Consider the following 15714-nt stretch of genomic DNA (forward strand, 5'->3'; position numbering starts at 1 on the left):
ATAAAAATGAAAACTATTCCAAATCTATATGATTATAAAGTTGAGTTAGCGCAGATATTTCAGCAGTCAAAAGAAGTAGAAGTCTTATTAGAAAAAATAAGGCTATTGTTTACTAAAATTTTATTCAATTTTTCGTATATGAAATTGCCAAATTTTCAAATTATTTTAACAGGAAGTTTGAAATTTTCAGTTTGGTACCAAGAACCTAATGCAATTACTGAAACTTTAAATATTCACCAAGAAAAATGTGATCTTTATTTATGGCGATGTGTAGACCAAAAGTGGTATTTAGATGATTTATATAGTGATGTTAATGAAGTTGCAGAGCAAATTTTAAAGAGTATTCCAGCATTTCATTCAACTCCTGAAAATCCAAAAGAAGTGAAAACCTTGCTTGAAAATGGTTTGATGAACTTTGAGCCTGAAATTTTCCCTAAATTTTCTGAAACAATACCCGATGATTTAAATGAGGTATTAACGTGGGATGATCGGTTTGTATTAGTGGGTACAAGTGTGGAGAATTTAAAAATTTATACATATAAAGAATGGAATGAATTAATTGAACGTGAGAATTTCTATAAATATGTTTAAATTATCTTTTATTTAAGATTAATTGTGATTTAAATCAACTTTATTTTTAATTTTGTGAAATTATTGTATTTTATTAATTGATGAAATAAAATTTAATCTCTTATCAAAACAAGGATAAAAAAAATGAATTATAGTTTTAATAATATCAAAATGAATTTGGGGATAGCTGTAGTAACAGTACTTCTTACAGCATGTGGGGGTGGGAGTAGTAATAATGATAATACTCCTGTAAAAGATACACCTAAAGATCCCCAAATGACCTATAGTCAATTAGTGGGTACGACATTTTCTACAACACCTTTACAATCTGCATTGATTACTGCTATATGTAAAGATGGGGGTGGTTTTAAAGAAAAAGTTATTACGGATGCTCAAGGGAAATGGAAAGGTGATGTAAATTCAACACAATTACCCTGTCGTTTGGAAGTTACTTCGAGCCAGAAACAGTATCATGGATATGCAACAAAGGCTGGAAATGTCAATTTAAATCCATTAACTGATTTACTTATAGCAAATGCAACAAGTCAGTTACCCTCTATTTGGTATAAAACTGGTAGTGCTATTGATGAAACTAGATTAAAAACATCAAATACCGCTCTACTTAAAACATTAAAAAGTAAAGGGTATAATATCGATGAGTCAAAAGATTTAATTGGTACTGTGAGTGACTTAAATTCTGATGAATATCAGGTCACAAAAGATTTGATTTCTACAATAGAAAAAAGCATAACAATTAAAGATTTTAATGAACTACTTTTATTAATAAAAGATGGAAATATTGGTCAAATTCCTAATAAGACTTCTATAAGCGAGAATTTACCTAGTTTACAAATAAACCCAAATGCTTGTATAAAAATTGATGAAATCAATTATGATCATTGTAATTCGACAGTTATTAATGATTTTGTGGAAAATCAATTAATCACACCGATGGGGGAACAATGTACATTAACGAAAGTTAATGACAAATTAGTATTGTCTAATGGTAAGATTGCTGTAACTGCCTTATTAAATAGTGAAGAAAATGACTTTGCAGTTATTCCATCAGCTAAAATAGCAGGTGATAGTTTGCTTATTGCTGCTGCAAATAATGATGGAGTTGCGGTTAGCCTCGTATATGATTTAAAGAAAAAAATAATTGGTGGTTCAACAGCTGGAAGTAAAGATTTAAATGATACTAATAGTTTAGTCTGTTCCTCAACTAGAAAAAATAAATATTGAAATCCCAAAATATAGTTTCACTCTTTAGAGTGAAAAATTTATACTTATTTAATTCGTTAAATAAGTATAAAAAATAGGTTTATACAATGCCTCCACAACCCCGCTTTCTCTGTATCGGTGGTTTCCTCAACGGAACCCAAGTCAAAGACCAAGGCGAAAGCTTTGTTTGTATTGAAAATGGCAAAAAAATCACTTACTTTAAGAAAGAAATCTTTAATCAAGATGCTTGGGATCATGACTATTATGTCTGTGAAACCACGAGCGATTTAGACGCTAAAAAATGGGTCTTTGACATTCAATGATTGAAAAACCTCAATTTTAGGCATTAAAAAGCCCCATGGTTAGGGGCTAGTCGTATCACTCGCGTGATACTCATATAAGGCTCATCTCATACTGTTTCCATTAAAACATAAAACAAGAAATTTAGCCAAAACAAGATGCTAAGAATTGAGAAAAATAAATCAGAACACACCATACTTACTTAATGGGTTTTTAGCCTGAGATATGTTATTTATAAAACAGGTAATGGCTTAAGGATGAAAAAGATGAGTTTTAACAATAAAGTAGTGATTGTAACAGGTGGTGCAAGTGGGATTGGCTTAGCAACGGTAAAGGCATTTTGCAAAAATGGTGCTAAAGTAGTTATTGCTGATTTAAGTCAGCAGGGACAAACAGTGAGTGATGAACTTAATCAACAAGGTTTTACCACCAGTTATTTCCAAATAGATGTACGCAACGAACAAGAAAATAAAGCCTTGATCCAACACACAGTGGATACATTTTCTAGTCTGGATATTATTTTTGCCAATGCTGGTGTAGCGATGGATGCACCAATTGACCAGTTACCCGTAGATCGTTGGCAAAAAACTATAGATATTAACTTAACAGCAGTGTATTTAGTGGATAAATATGCCATTGAATATTGGCTAGCAGAAAATAAACAAGGCGTGATTGTGAATTGTGGTTCAATCCATAGTTGGGTCGGTAAAAAGGGAGTAACTGCATATGCAGCAGCAAAAGCTGGTGTAAAACTACTCACCCAAACACTTGCTATTGATTATGCAGCCAAAGGAATACGTATTAATGCCGTATGTCCAGGGTATATTGATACGCCATTGTTGAGTGCGGCTGATGAACGCCAAAAAGAAACACTCGCTAAACTACATCCAATTGGACGCTTGGGTCAGCCTGAAGAAGTCGCAAATGTTGTTCTATTTCTTGCAAGTGATAAAGCTTCTTTTGTGAATGGTACAGCGATCTTAGTAGATGGTGGTTATACTGCTCAATAAAGTAAATAAACCATAGTGTAATTAGCACAGCTAGATATATGTATCTGTGCTAATGCTTCATTTATTTTAAAATGAGAAAAATAGAAACCTATTATAATAGAACGATGATCATGAATAATTGAAATTTATTCAATCATTAACAAATCCGCACTATTTGCCAGCTTTAACGGTCTTAACGCAAAAATAGAACGAGTATGACGAATCCCTTTCATAGAGTATAAGTTTTTCCGTAAAAAACGCTCATAATGCTCTGCATTTTTTACTGCAACTTTCACTAAATAATCATAATCCCCTGTGACTAAATGCGCTTCAACAACTTCAGGCATATTGGCAAGGGCATGACTAAACTCATCTAAAATTTCATCATCATGCCGTTCAAGTGTAATTTCAATAAAAAATAACTCATTAATGCCCAAAGCTTTTGGATTAATATTTGCGGTATAACCATCAATGATATGGGCATTTTCTAAACGCTTTAAACGTGTCCAACACGGAGAAGTCGACAGATTTACCTTTTCAGCCAGTTCGGTCACACTCAAACGACCATCTTTACGAAGCTCAGATAAAATTTTTCGATCAATACGATCAAGTTGGTAAACAGTATCAGTCATGACAAAATCAAATGATATTTTAATTAAAAAAAGCTTATAACACTCTTGCTCGTTATGAAATGCAAAACTACAAATCCGTGTCGAAGTGCTGTAAAAAACAACATTAAATGCTTGAAAGTTTGCAACTTGTCAAAGAATAGCAAATAACCATATTGAAAGCCGCTATACAAAAAATGAAATTATTTTTAGAATGAAATCATCGCTAAATTCTCTCTTTCACAATATGCCTAAATCCAAACAACCGACACAAACACAACTGATGGCTGTCATTCAAACCCAAACTGCAATTGCGAAATTGGGACTCGATTTAAATGCTGTAATGACGTTGGTCGCAGAACAAGCCCAATTGATGACTCAAGCAAAAGGGGCTGTGGTGGAGTTGGCAGAAGAGGGTGAGATGGTCTATCGTGCGGTATCAGGTGGGGCAGCACATTTATTGGGCTTACGTTTAAGTCAAGAAAATAGTTTGTCGGGCTTATGTGTTATACAAAACAAAATTTTATATTGTGAAGATAGTGAACTCGATGCACGGGTAGATAAAGTCGCTTGTCGAAAAGTTGGACTGCGTTCAATGGCGGTCGTTCCCCTGATTCATTGTGGGGATGCGATTGGTGTGCTAAAAATTTATGCAGAAAAAGTGTCAGCATTTAAAGAAGGTGACCTACAACTTTTAACTTTAATGTCGGAACTGATCGCAGCTGCAATGTATCATGCCACTCGCTTTGGGGCACAAGAGCTGTATAAGTTAGCGACGCAAGACCAACTGACAGGTTTGGCAAATCGGGCATTATTTTTAGATTGTTTGCGTCAAGGACTGCTTACAGCAAAGCAAAATAATAAAAAATTAGGTGTTTTAATGATTGATATGGATGGTTTAAAACATATCAATGATGAATATGGGCATCGACTAGGGGATATTGCTTTAAAAGAAATTGCAGATCGAATCAAAAAGTCTATTCGACATGATGACTTAGTTGCACGTTTAGGTGGCGATGAATTTGCTGTGATTTTATCTTCAGTGGAAAATCAAGCTTTAGCAAAAACTGCGATGAACCGTATTTCTGAAGCATGTGGTTTGCCTTTTGTATTTGAAAATATTGATTTAAAAATAGGGGCAAGTTTAGGCTTGGCAATTTTCCCAAAAGATGCACAGAGCATAGATCAGCTGATTGAATGTGCCGACTTAAATATGTATGAAGACAAGCGTGAAAGAAAATCAGTGAAGATGATCAACCATGAATAAGGGGTTGGATGCTGAGTTTAAGTATTTTAAAAATTGAGATTGTTGTTTTTGAAAAATTTTCAAACGATAAGGATTAATTTAAGATAATTATTGTTAGTTTATTTAAATTTAGAAAATATTTTCAATATAATTTAAATCGAGGGAAAATATTTTCAAAAAACAGAGAAATAAAACTGAAATAAGAGAAACATTTTACTTACTATTTCAATATACTAAATTTATTCAATCAAAGCCATTTGGGAGACTGGTTTTGATTCTGCGGACAGTATCTTTAGAGGAAGGGTGCCTTTAAATATACTGTCCGCAATTTATTTTTAGTCAATATTGAATTAGATTTTTTAAAATAACATTCATTTTTTCCGCTTTAACCCATACGCTAAACTCAAACAGATGATCCATACAGGAATCAATAAAACCGCAATACGCATATCGGGTGTTAACCACATGATGACTAAAATACTGAGCATAAAGGCGATACAAATATAATTACTCAGTGGATAGGCAATGGTGGGAAAAAGCGTATTGTGCTTAAGTTTTTGCATTTTCTGTTTAAATTTAAGATGGGTACATGCCAACATCATCCAATTGATCACAATGGCGGATACGACCAAACTCATCAGTAATTTAAAAGCTTTTTCGGGGAAAATATAATTCAACACAACACAAATTAAAGTGACGAATGCCGACGTCAAAATCGCGGCATAGGGAATACCACGTTGATTAATTTTACGAAGGAACTTGGGTGCATTGCCTTGTTCTGCGAGTCCAAGTAACATGCGACTCGTACCATAACTTGTTCCGTTATAGACTGAAATAGCTGCTGTGAGCACGACAAAATTTAAAACAGTGGCAACACCTTGACTGCCCAAAGAGTCAAAAATCAAGACAAAGGGACTACCACCTTCAGCGATTTGATTCCAAGGAAATAACGATAGTAAAACTACAATGGTTAAGACATAAAAGAGTAAAACACGATAAACGATCTGATTGACTGCTTTAGGAATGGTTTTGGTTGGGTCTTTGGTTTCTGCTGCAGCAATCCCGACCAATTCAATACCACCAAAGGAGAACATGATAATCGCCATTGCCATGACTAAGCCAGTCAAACTATTCGGAAAAAAGCCGCCCAAAGCCCATAAATTGGAAATGGATGCGGTTTCACCTGCGTGACCGCTCGCGAGCAGCCAAGCACCGAAGCCGATCATACCGATGATTGCGACAATTTTGATGATTGAAAATAAAAACTCCATTTCACCAAAAACTTTGACATGCACTAAGTTGATTGCATTGATTAAGACAAAAAAAGCAAGTGCAGACATCCATGTTGGAATGTCAGGCCACCAATAATGTATATATAAACCGATAGCGCTGAGTTCTGCCATACACACTAAAATATTGAGTACCCAATAATTCCAACCTGACATAAAGCCTGCAAAAGGGCTCCAAAATTTATAGGCAAAATAACTAAAAGAGCCGCTAACAGGTTCTTCGACCACCATTTCACCAAGTTGGCGCATCATAAAAAAGGCGATTAAACCTGCGATGGCATAACCTAAAATAACCGAGGGACCTGCAAGTTTAATGGTTTGTGAAATACCAAGAAAAAGCCCAGTCCCGATCGAGCCGCCCAAAGCAATGAGTTGAATGTGACGGTTACTTAAGCCATGTTGAAGTTGGCTTTGCTTTTGCGATGACATAAATGATCCATTTATGTAGTAGGTGAGATTGTGCAGCAGCACAGAAATAAGTGTAATTGATACTATAATAAAAATTTATACATTTATAAAATTTTATTTATAAATGTTCGGTATGCATTATCTAAAAATGTATAAAATGTATGTCGTGAGGATATGAACATTTGTAAAGCGAAAAACTGCGTATTACCATAATAAGAATTTAAATACATTCCAAAGCATGACGCATGAGAATAACCGCTTGGTATACATTTCGCAGATTTGTCTACAACAACTTACATAATGATGACTACGAAACCAAGTTTAGCCGTGCAGTGAACTTCTTACTGATTTTTTTGATTATTGGTAATGTGATCGCTGTTTTACTCGAATCCATTAATGATATTTATAAGGTATATCGCGTTTATTTTGATACTTTTGAAAATATTTCCATCGTGGTGTTTAGTCTCGAGTATATTTTGCGTTTTTGGAGCGTAGTTGAAGAGAAGCCTTTTGAGTCGGAATGGAAACAGCGTTGGCACTATGTGACTAGTGGTGCAGCAATTATTGATTTATTAGCAATTTTACCTGCGTATATTAACTTCTTTGTGCATATCGATTTACGTTTTCTACGAATTTTAAGATTATTGCGATTATTAAAATTAACGCGTTATTTTGTTTCATTACAGATTTTACTGCGTGTGATTGAACGAGAAAGAGGCTCATTTCAAGCCGTAATTTTTATTTTATTGATCATGATTGTGATGGCAGCCGCAGGCATTTATGTGGTTGAAAGTCGTGTACAACCTGAAGTATTTAGTTCTATTCCTGCCTCCATGTGGTGGGCTGTAGTGACATTGACCACCGTCGGTTATGGTGATGTCACTCCGATCACTCCTTTAGGGCGTTTTTTAGGTGCACTTATTACGATTCTTGGCGTAGGTTTGGCTGCATTACCCGCGGGTATTTTAGCCAATGGTTTAGCCAATGAATTAGAATTGCGAAAACAACAACTTGAATTAAAGTTTCGTGATTTATTGGAAAGTTGTGAAATTGACATCATTGATGATGAAGAAAAAATAGACAATATTCGTAGAGAAGTCGGATTATCTACAGAACAAACGCAAGATATTGTATTACAACTGATTCGTGAACGCCGCGAAGCAGCATTAGAACGTGAGCGGAATAAATATTGTTTTTGTCCACATTGCGGGCATAAATTACCTGAATAGGTTTGTTGCTCTCTATAAGAAAGCTAGAGCTTGATGAAGTATATTGGTATTGAGCATAAGACAAGTCTTCATTGAGCAAGATGGGGGTTAAAGCCTTAAGACAGCCCAATGATGATTGATAAAATTCCTGCTGCAATCAGGGGGCCAACAGGTACGCCACGTAAAACAGCAACGCCTGCAACAGTACCGATCAGCAACCCTGCGACAATATTGGGTTGATTGGTCATGAGTTTGACACCACGTCCTCCTAACCATGCCACTAAAAGACCGACAGCGATAGCAAGTAGAGATTTCCAACTAAGAAATGATTTTAAAATCGCATCACCAGGAATTTTACCACTCGCGATGGGGGTAAGTACGCCAATGGTTAAGATGACAATCCCGATATTTAAACCATGATTTTGCAATAAATAAAAATATTCGCTTAAAGGGGTGATCCGAAAGATGATCAGTACGGCAGCAGCAATGGTCACAGCACTATTATGACTAAAAAGACCACATGCCAATAAAACCAAAAGTACAATTAAGTTTAAATCAAGATGTGATGCAAAATTCATAATTCTGATGCAAAAGTGTTGGTGGGAAACATGAATAGTATAGCGATATCATCACAATAAACCGAATTTTTATCTCAAATCACAAAATCCAGCATGATTCCGTTACAATAGCGAGGCTTGATTCATGGTGCATAGATGATGTTATTGGAAAAAATTTTACAGTCACAAGGTTTTGGTAGTCGTAAACATTGTCAACACTTAATCAAAAGTGGTGCGGTTCAGATAGATGGGCAAGTGATCACGGATGTAAAATTTAAAATAGCAGAACAGCAATTAAAGTTTCAGGTTTTCGCTCAACAATATCAGTACCGTGAAAAGGTTTATTTAGCACTACATAAACCACAAGACTATGAATGCTCACATCAAGCTACCCATCATTTTAGTGTTTTCGACTTAATGGATGAGTTGTTGTTAAATCGAGGTGTGCAGTGCATTGGTCGTTTAGATCAAGATACAACGGGCATGTTGTTGTTGACAGACGATGGTCAATTTTTACAGGCTTTAACTCATCCTAAAAAACATGTACCTAAAGTGTATATTGTAGAAACTGCAGATCCGATCAGCCCAATACAAATTGAACAGTTATTGCAAGGTGTGGAATTGCGCAATGAAAAAGGCATTTATGCGGCAAGTCAGGCTGAAAAACTTGCAGAAAATAAACTGTCTTTAACGATTCATCAAGGTGTATATCACCAAGTCAAACGTATGTTGGCTGCTGTGGGTAATAAAGTTATCACTTTGCATCGTCAGCAAGTGGGTTTGCTAGATTTAGGACAACTCGAACAAGGGCAATATGTCTATTTAAATGAACAACAGATTCAAGCTGCAAAAAATCAAAGTGAATGTATCGAATATTTAGGATGAATATTCACATAAAATAATACGTACCAATGTCTATTTATTTGAGAAAACAATGATAGGTACAAAACTCATCGTCACGCACAAAACCCATTTGTTCGTATAATTGATGAGATTGGTAATTGGATTTTTGGGTTTCTAAACTAATGCGTAAAGCATTTTCATGTCGGGCAAATAAAATGGCAGTATCGATCAACTGTTTTGCTGAACCTTGGCGTCGATAGATCGGTGTAACATAGACGTCATCTAAAATATAATAGGTTGAACATGCTAAAGATGAAAAGCCAAGATAAAGTAAAATAAAACCAGTAATGACATCATCTTTAATATGAATAAAAATAACACTTTGTTGATTTTCAAAACGTTGTTTTAAAAAATGATAAGATTCAGATGTATTTGAAGATGCACCATAAAACTGGCGATACTCATCAAACAAAATTGCAAGTTGTTGCAAGTCACTTTCAGTAGCACGTTTTACGATCATTTTTTCTCTCTTTGTTTTGTTATCGTGGTAAAGAGAGCATAACGAAAAAAATGAATATTCAATCAAAAAAATTGTTTAGAAATAAGACACTGTTAAGTTTTGTCACTTTTTTCATTCAGGATCGCATTCAACTCAGCAAAAATATCGTCTTCATCTAAATGTGAAAGAGGGCTGTCTTCTATAGGTTGCGCTTGCTCTTGTTTGATTTTTTTTAATTTCAATAACTGTTCCATATTGATATTTTGATTTTCAATCGCAAAAGGGATGGATTTGGTTAAAACCACTTGTTTGAAAAAAAGACGAACTGCTTGTGCAGGCGTAATGCCTAATTGCTTGAAAACAGCAAAAGCCTGTTTTTTTTCTTGTGAATCAAGGCGTACTTGATAGACTTCGGTTTTTCGCATGAATGAGCCAAAATTTGCTGTCGTTTGGATGTTTCATTTTAATCAAACTAAATGTAATTTCAATGATTAGACATGAAAAAACACAATATTGTCATTACAATGTCATTCAATTGTCAGTTCTTTTAAAGAAGTGAAGTGCATTTCTTTTTGGCTGATCGGGTCTTTAAACCATAATTCTTTTGCAAGCAGTTGCAGTGGATGAGAAAAATCAGCCTCATTCTTATGCATCACGGTGGGGTAAAACGGATCATTTTTTATAGGAATATGTAAGTGATTTAAGTGCACACGCAGTTGATGTTGTTTACCTGTTTCAGGATGAAGTTGGTATTTTGCCCAAGTGTGATTATGGTCTAGTAATTGAATTTTTGTACTAGAGTTGATCTCGCCATCAACGATACGCATGGTATAAAAGGGCTGCCCTTTTTCCATTCTAAGCTTAACTTCTTGAGGAAATATGAGTTCAGGGCGATAAGCTGCAATGGAATGATAGACTTTTTGCACTTGTCGTTCAGCAAATAATTGCTGATATATTCCCCGTGTCTGAGCACATTTTGAGATTAAAACAATGCCTGCTGTTTCACGATCTAAACGATGGATTGGGGTTAAATCAGGATTATTGGTGGCTTTTTTTAACCGTACCAATAAAGTTTCTTGCAGATATTGCCCTGTAGGGCTGATGGTTAAAAAATGTGGTTTATCGACTGCAATAAAATGATCATTTTCAAATAATATGTGTGCTTGAAATGGAACATGAATTTCATGTTCTAAAAAACGATAATAAAAAATATGACTATTTTCAAGATAAGGCGTATTGAGCGTTAAGATCTGACCATATTCATCAAAAATAAGTTGATCTTGGAAACGTTGTTGCCATTCGTGTGCTGCAATATGTGGAAATTTTTCACATAAATAATCAAATAATTTTCCCGTGGGTTGTGTAAGTTTAGGAAGATAGACTTGACTGGCATTTACCCCGTCAATCATCGGTGGCTTAAATTTTGCGGTGGACATAAATCGGTAATTTTAAGCTAAAAAGGTCGTATCAATTTTAGATAAAATTGAAGCCAGATGCAGTATTACATTTAAAATAATACCTTTGAAAGTGAAAAAAATGACAGGGCATTTCTAAGCCACGATCTTTTTTAAATGAAAATTACATGAAATATTTTGTTTCACTACAGTAATTTTTACATTGAAAGCTATGAAATGTTATGATGTTAGTCTGTTTTCACCATGCCGTGCCAAATATGCAGTATTCAGTTAAATTAAATCTCAGCAACGAACAAGATACTCAAAAACTCGCCCGTATTTTGGCGGAAAATTTTGCAAAAGGTGTGATTTATTTGATTGGTGATTTAGGTGCAGGTAAGACGACACTGACACGTTATTGGTTGCAACAATTGGGGCATCAAGGTGCAGTGAAAAGCCCGACTTATACTTTGGTTGAACCCTATAAAATCAACCATAAAGATGTTTTTCATTTTGATTTATATCGTTTAAATGACCCTTATGAACTTGAACTTATGGGGATTCGTGACTATTTAGATATTGAAAATGCTTTATTTTTATTTGAATGGCCATCTAAGGGGGGGGGTGAAATTCCACAAGCAGATTTGATTTTAAACATTTTAAAAACGGATCATGAAGAGATGCGAGAGGTCATTCTTGAACTGAATGATGCTGCACTTTATACACAATTACAGGATCATTACGCATAGGTTTCGGCATGTCGACAGTGGAATCTAGCCAAAAAAGAATTCATACGTTACACCCTGCGCTTGCCAATCAAATTGCAGCAGGTGAGGTGATTGAACGCCCGTCTTCAGTGGTGAAAGAATTACTTGAAAATTCAATTGATGCGGGTGCAACTGAGCTGATCATTCGTGTGGCGAATGGCGGCAGTACCTTGATTGAAATCATTGACAATGGTCAAGGTATTCACGCAGAAGATTTAGCACTTTCTGTGACACGGCATGCGACTAGTAAAATTCAAACTGCCGATGATTTACAAGCGATTGTGAGTTTGGGCTTTCGTGGTGAAGCATTGGCTTCAATTGCGGCGGTGTCACGTTTGACATTGAGCAGTAGTCAGGATGAATCAGGTGTTGGTTATCAAGTTGAAGTCAATGGCACAGCTTTTGATCATCAGGAAATTCAAGCCATTGCAGCGCAAAAGGGCACACATATTCGGGTACAAGATTTATTTTTTAATGTACCTGCACGACGTAAATTTTTAAAAAAACCCAATACCGAATTTGGACATATTGAAGAAATTGTTCGACGTCTTGCTTTGACTCATTTTGATATTCGTTTTGTGTTGGAGCATAACGAGAATATTCGTTTGAATCTTCCCATTGCGGACAGTGGTGAGCTGCGTTTCCAACGTGTGCAACAGTTGCTCGGTCGTCAATTCACTGAAAATGCGTATTGGATCGATGCAGATAGCATCAGTATGCGTCTGTCAGGTTGGCTTGGACATCCATCCGATGCACGCGCTCAAGCCGATTTACAATATGTGTATGTGAATGGGCGTATCGTTAAAGATAAAACTATTTCTCATGCACTGCGTATGGCATATGATGGGATTTTGCATGGGCATCAACATGCGGCATATTTGTTATTTTTAGAAGTTGATCCTGAAAATATTGATGTGAATGTGCATCCAACCAAACACGAAATTCGTTTTTTAAATCAACGTGAAGTGCATGAATTTGTACGTCATTTTGCGAAAGAAACATTGTCACAGTTTCAAACCGCAACAGCTGATTTATCGAGTGCTATGAAAGTTGAGCAGGTGCAAGCGCAGAGTCAATCCGTTCAACCGCGTTATCAAGAGCAATTTCAATTGCACCGAGATATGACGCCAACGTCACAACTCATGCAGCAAAATAGCCTAAGCGAACTGGAGAGTAACCACTCTCTTGAACCTGAAGCTTTGACTGATTTTAGTTCAAATCAACCACACGCTGTGCATTATCAACCACAACAGCAATATCGTGGCACACAGCAGCTCAATAATGCGTTAAAAAGTTATCTTACGCCTTTACGTGAAACATCCGATATAGGGGTGAATAACGGGGTATCTGATCAAGCTTCATTTGACCAATCAGTTGCAGCGCTAAATGCGATGAAGCGAACAACAGTTGATGAATATCCTTTAGGGATTGCAATTGCCCAACTACATGGCATTTATATTTTGGCGCAAAATACAGAAGGTTTGATCATTGTTGATATGCATGCAGCCCATGAACGTATTTTGTTGCAACAAATGAAAATGGCATGGGATAAACCTGAATTTTGGACATCGCAGCAGCTGTTGATTCCAAAAGTGATTTCTATTACCCGAATGCAAGCCACAAGAGTTGAAGAGTTAAAGCCGCAACTTGAACGTTTAGGTCTAGATATTGACCAATATGGTGATGAACAAGTGATTGTTAGAGGGGTGCCTGCTATTTTACATAAGGCGGACTTTGCAGCACTTGTGCCAGAGTTACTCAATGATTTAGACCCAAATGATGAAGCACAAGCACTGCAACAAAAACGTGATCATATTTTGGCAGGTATGGCATGTCATGGTGCGGTACGTGCACATCGAATGTTAAGTTTATCTGAAATGAATGCTTTGCTACGTCAGATGGAACAAACCGAATTTGCCAGTCAGTGTAATCATGGTCGTCCAACATGGCGGGCATTTCCATTGGCACAATTAGATAAATTATTTGCTCGAGGAGAGTAGTTGTTCATGTCAAATCAAATGCCTGTTATCAATTTAATGGGACCTACTGCAAGTGGTAAAACCGCTTTGGCATGTGAACTCTATGAGCGTGGTAATGTGGAGCTGATCTCGGTGGATTCAGCTTTGGTTTATCAAGATATGGACATTGGAACAGCCAAACCAACCAAAGCAGAGCAGCAACAATATCCGCATCATCTCATTGATATTATTAGCCCTTTGCAAGTATATTCTGCAGCTGAGTTTGTTGAAGACGCATGTGCTTTGATTGATGATATTCATGCACGTGGCAAAACACCTGTGCTTGTAGGTGGCACAATGTTGTATTTTAAAGCCCTACTTGAAGGTTTATCTTCAAATTTACCGAGTGCAGACTATGCGGTGCGTGCTGAAATTGAAGCTCAAGCTGAAGCTGAGGGTTGGCAAGCTGTGTATGAGGAATTAAAAGCAGTTGACCCGCTTGCGGGTGAAAAATTCAAAGTGAGTGATAAACAGCGCATCATTCGTGCATTAGAAGTATATAAGCTGACAGGGCAAGCGATTACAAAATTACAAGCAGAACAACCTAAAAATGTCGCATACCGTTACAGTTTTCATAATTATGCATTGCTGCCAGATCGGGTAGAATTACATCAGAGAATCGCGCTTCGTTTAAAAAATATGTGGGAAATCGGATTTTTAAATGAGGTTGAGGCTTTGATTGAAAAATATAATCTTAATGATAATTTGCCATCAGCGCGTTCGGTAGGTTATCGTCAAGCTTTAGATTATCTAAAAAATAGTGATAGAAGTCTTAAAAGCAAGCAAGAAATGGAGGATAAATCATTATACGCAACACGACAATTAGCTAAACGTCAATACACTTGGTTACGTTCTTTGCAAGAATCTCACCAATTTAAAACCTATTTGACTATAAAGCAAGCTCAAGAAGACTTGCGAAACTTACATGGATAAAGCAAAATTTACCTACTATCTTTTTTATAAATTTTAATTGAAAAATAAAGATAGTTTTTGCGCTGATATTTAATTTTTTTTTTGGAGTATAAAATGTCTAAAGGTCAAACTTTACAAGATCCGTTCTTAAATTCTCTCCGTAAAGAACGTATTCCAGTTTCTATCTTTCTTGTAAACGGTATTAAACTACAAGGGCATATTGAATCTTTTGACCAATACGTTGTGTTATTAAAAAACACTGTAAGCCAAATGGTTTATAAACATGCGATTTCTACAGTTGTTCCAGCACGTAATCCACGTCCTGCTGGTGCGCCTGCTGGTGCACCTGGTCAAGCAGCTGGTGGCTTCGGTGGTCAAGGTGGCTTCGGTGGTCAAGGTGGCTTCGGTGGTCAAGGTGGCTTCGGTGGTAACCAAGGTGGCTTTGGTGGTCAAGGCGGCTTCGGTGGTCAAGGTGGCTTCGGTGGTAACCAAGGCGGCTTCGGTGGTCAAGGTGGCTTCGGTGGTAACCAAGGCGGCTTCGGTGGTCAAGGTGGCTTCGGTGGTCAATCAGCTTCTGGTTTCGAAGGCGAAACGAAGTTTGAAGATTCACAAGATGACGAAAACAATCGTTAATTTATAATTTTGACATGAATTAAATTTTAATTGATGTATTGAAATGGGTGCTTTGAAAGCGCCCATTTTTTTTATATATTGAAAATAGCACTAAAATGATTGTAGAGACCTATATGCTATTCAATTCATTGATCAAGTTTGTTTGTACTAAAAATAATATTCAATTATAGATAACCAATAAATGTCCAATGCGTTGACTGTAAATCACTGTAGAGTGAATCACAGCAAAAACTGTATTGTTGAATTTGACTG

At 36.2% G+C, this 15714-nt stretch carries 17 protein-coding genes; 11 read left to right on the forward strand and 6 right to left on the reverse strand.

Annotated elements, in window-relative coordinates; genetic code table 11:
* Nucleotides 1–6: 6 nt before the first annotated feature.
* The 4 genes from G0028_RS07135 (at nt 7) to G0028_RS07150 (ending at nt 3101) form a co-directional block, all read left to right on the forward strand.
* Nucleotides 7–591, forward strand: a complete 585-nt coding sequence (locus G0028_RS07135; RefSeq protein WP_130072656.1) for a hypothetical protein — start codon at nt 7–9, stop codon at nt 589–591.
* Nucleotides 592–714: 123 nt separating this feature from the next.
* On the forward strand, nt 715–1812 hold the full coding sequence (locus tag G0028_RS07140; RefSeq protein ID WP_180045331.1) for a hypothetical protein: 1098 nt from the start codon (nt 715–717) through the stop codon (nt 1810–1812).
* An 86-nt stretch (nt 1813–1898) separates the two neighbouring features.
* Nucleotides 1899–2114 carry a hypothetical protein gene (locus G0028_RS07145; RefSeq protein ID WP_130072652.1) on the forward strand — a complete coding sequence of 72 codons (216 nt, stop codon included), beginning with the start codon at nt 1899–1901 and terminating at the stop codon, nt 2112–2114.
* A 243-nt stretch (nt 2115–2357) separates the two neighbouring features.
* Nucleotides 2358–3101, forward strand: a complete 744-nt coding sequence (locus tag G0028_RS07150) for an SDR family NAD(P)-dependent oxidoreductase (protein ID WP_180045332.1) — start codon at nt 2358–2360, stop codon at nt 3099–3101.
* A gap of 125 nt (nt 3102–3226) precedes the next feature.
* Here the strand turns inward: G0028_RS07150 and G0028_RS07155 are convergent, their stop codons facing one another.
* Nucleotides 3227–3712, reverse strand: a complete 486-nt coding sequence (locus G0028_RS07155; protein WP_130072648.1) for an Lrp/AsnC family transcriptional regulator — start codon at nt 3710–3712, stop codon at nt 3227–3229.
* Between the two features lie 223 nt (nt 3713–3935).
* On the opposite strand from G0028_RS07155, the gene G0028_RS07160 reads away from it, so the two are divergent.
* The gene (locus G0028_RS07160; RefSeq protein ID WP_180045333.1) at nt 3936–4955 is read left to right on the forward strand and encodes a sensor domain-containing diguanylate cyclase; all 1020 of its coding nucleotides are present in this window, start codon (nt 3936–3938) and stop codon (nt 4953–4955) included.
* A gap of 350 nt (nt 4956–5305) precedes the next feature.
* On the opposite strand, the gene G0028_RS07165 is transcribed toward G0028_RS07160, so the two are convergent.
* Nucleotides 5306–6652, reverse strand: coding sequence for an amino acid permease (locus G0028_RS07165; protein WP_180045334.1), 1347 nt, complete (start codon nt 6650–6652; stop codon nt 5306–5308).
* 224 nt (nt 6653–6876) lie between these two features.
* Between G0028_RS07165 and G0028_RS07170 the strand changes: the two genes are divergently transcribed.
* Nucleotides 6877–7860 carry an ion transporter gene (locus tag G0028_RS07170; protein ID WP_180045335.1) on the forward strand — a complete coding sequence of 328 codons (984 nt, stop codon included), beginning with the start codon at nt 6877–6879 and terminating at the stop codon, nt 7858–7860.
* A gap of 95 nt (nt 7861–7955) precedes the next feature.
* Here the strand turns inward: G0028_RS07170 and G0028_RS07175 are convergent, their stop codons facing one another.
* Nucleotides 7956–8417, reverse strand: coding sequence for a DUF441 domain-containing protein (locus G0028_RS07175; RefSeq protein WP_174492909.1), 462 nt, complete (start codon nt 8415–8417; stop codon nt 7956–7958).
* A 138-nt stretch (nt 8418–8555) separates the two neighbouring features.
* On the opposite strand from G0028_RS07175, the gene G0028_RS07180 reads away from it, so the two are divergent.
* Nucleotides 8556–9281, forward strand: coding sequence for a pseudouridine synthase (locus G0028_RS07180; RefSeq protein ID WP_180045382.1), 726 nt, complete (start codon nt 8556–8558; stop codon nt 9279–9281).
* Between the two features lie 34 nt (nt 9282–9315).
* Here the strand turns inward: G0028_RS07180 and G0028_RS07185 are convergent, their stop codons facing one another.
* The 3 genes from G0028_RS07185 to G0028_RS07195 all read right to left on the reverse strand — a co-directional run bounded on the left by G0028_RS07185 (nt 9316) and on the right by G0028_RS07195 (nt 11174).
* A complete protein-coding gene (locus G0028_RS07185; protein ID WP_130072638.1) occupies nt 9316–9759 on the reverse strand; it encodes a GNAT family N-acetyltransferase in 444 nt (147 codons plus the stop codon).
* 92 nt (nt 9760–9851) lie between these two features.
* Entirely contained in the window at nt 9852–10163 is a 312-nt protein-coding gene (locus G0028_RS07190; protein ID WP_180045336.1) for a type II toxin-antitoxin system RelB/DinJ family antitoxin, read from the reverse strand.
* Between the two features lie 102 nt (nt 10164–10265).
* Nucleotides 10266–11174, reverse strand: coding sequence for a pseudouridine synthase (locus G0028_RS07195; RefSeq protein ID WP_180045337.1), 909 nt, complete (start codon nt 11172–11174; stop codon nt 10266–10268).
* Between the two features lie 236 nt (nt 11175–11410).
* On the opposite strand from G0028_RS07195, the gene tsaE reads away from it, so the two are divergent.
* From tsaE to hfq, 4 genes are all read left to right on the forward strand, one after another.
* Nucleotides 11411–11881 (forward strand): tRNA (adenosine(37)-N6)-threonylcarbamoyltransferase complex ATPase subunit type 1 TsaE, encoded by a 471-nt coding sequence (tsaE, locus tag G0028_RS07200; RefSeq protein ID WP_180045383.1) that lies wholly within the window; start codon nt 11411–11413, stop codon nt 11879–11881.
* An 8-nt stretch (nt 11882–11889) separates the two neighbouring features.
* Entirely contained in the window at nt 11890–13899 is a 2010-nt protein-coding gene (mutL, locus tag G0028_RS07205) for a DNA mismatch repair endonuclease MutL (protein WP_180045338.1), read from the forward strand.
* Between the two features lie 6 nt (nt 13900–13905).
* A complete protein-coding gene (gene miaA / locus G0028_RS07210) occupies nt 13906–14850 on the forward strand; it encodes a tRNA (adenosine(37)-N6)-dimethylallyltransferase MiaA (protein WP_130072628.1) in 945 nt (314 codons plus the stop codon).
* A gap of 93 nt (nt 14851–14943) precedes the next feature.
* Complete coding sequence (hfq, locus tag G0028_RS07215; RefSeq protein ID WP_180045339.1) at nt 14944–15462, forward strand: RNA chaperone Hfq; 519 nt, start codon at nt 14944–14946, stop codon at nt 15460–15462.
* Nucleotides 15463–15714 lie beyond the last annotated feature (252 nt).

The organism is Acinetobacter piscicola (assembly GCF_015218165.1).
Classification (GTDB): Bacteria; Pseudomonadota; Gammaproteobacteria; order Pseudomonadales; family Moraxellaceae; genus Acinetobacter; species Acinetobacter piscicola_A.